This is a genomic window from Grimontia sedimenti (genome assembly GCF_011045095.1).
GTDB lineage: Bacteria > Pseudomonadota > Gammaproteobacteria > Enterobacterales > Vibrionaceae > Enterovibrio > Enterovibrio sedimenti.
This window is the reverse complement of the sequence record NZ_JAALDL010000055.1, coordinates 1-698: the sequence shown is the minus strand read 5'-3', so window position 1 is coordinate 698 and position 698 is coordinate 1. Positions and strand designations below refer to the sequence as shown.

Annotated in this window: 1 protein-coding gene; it reads right to left on the bottom strand. The window is 55.0% G+C overall.

Annotation, left to right across the window (positions count from 1 at the left end; genetic code table 11):
* Positions 1–698: thiamine pyrophosphate-binding protein (locus G5S52_RS23455; protein WP_497707164.1), on the bottom strand; the 698-nt coding region annotated here is incomplete at both ends.

Below are 698 nucleotides of genomic sequence, written 5' to 3'. Positions count from 1 at the left end.
ACTTTCATCAGTGCCGCCATACGCATCGCGTTACGCGCGTATTCCATGAACATCAGGAAGGTCGCACCGTAAGGAACGAAACCACCGTGCAGGGCAATACCGTTGATGATCGCGGTCATACCGAACTCACGCACACCGTAGTGGATGTAGTTGCCAGATGCATCTTCGCCAGTCAGGGCTTTTGAGCCAGACCACATGGTCAGGTTTGAAGGTGCCAGGTCAGCTGAGCCACCCATGAATTCAGGCAGCATCGCACCAAACGCTTCCAGCGCATTTTGAGACGCTTTACGTGACGCAATGTTCGCTGGGTTCGCTTGCAAGTCGGCAATGATTTGGTTGGCTTTTTCTTCCCACTCAGCAGGCAGGTCGCCGTTTACGCGGCGTTTGAACTCTGCCGCCAGCTCTGGGTGTGCAGCTTCGTACGCAGCCAGTTTCTCGTTCCAAGCGGCTTCTTTTGCTGCGCCTGCTTCTTTCGCATCCCACTGACCGTAGACGTCAGCCGGGATTTCAAACGCAGGGTGTTCCCAACCCAGGAACTCACGCGCCGCTTTGATTTCGTCTGCGCCCAGTGGTGCACCGTGACAGTCGTGAGAGCCTGCTTTGTTTGGTGAACCGAAACCGATGATGGTTTTGGTACAAATCAGGGTAGGACGACCGGTTTCTGCTTTCGCTGCTTCAATGGCTGCGTTGATCGCATC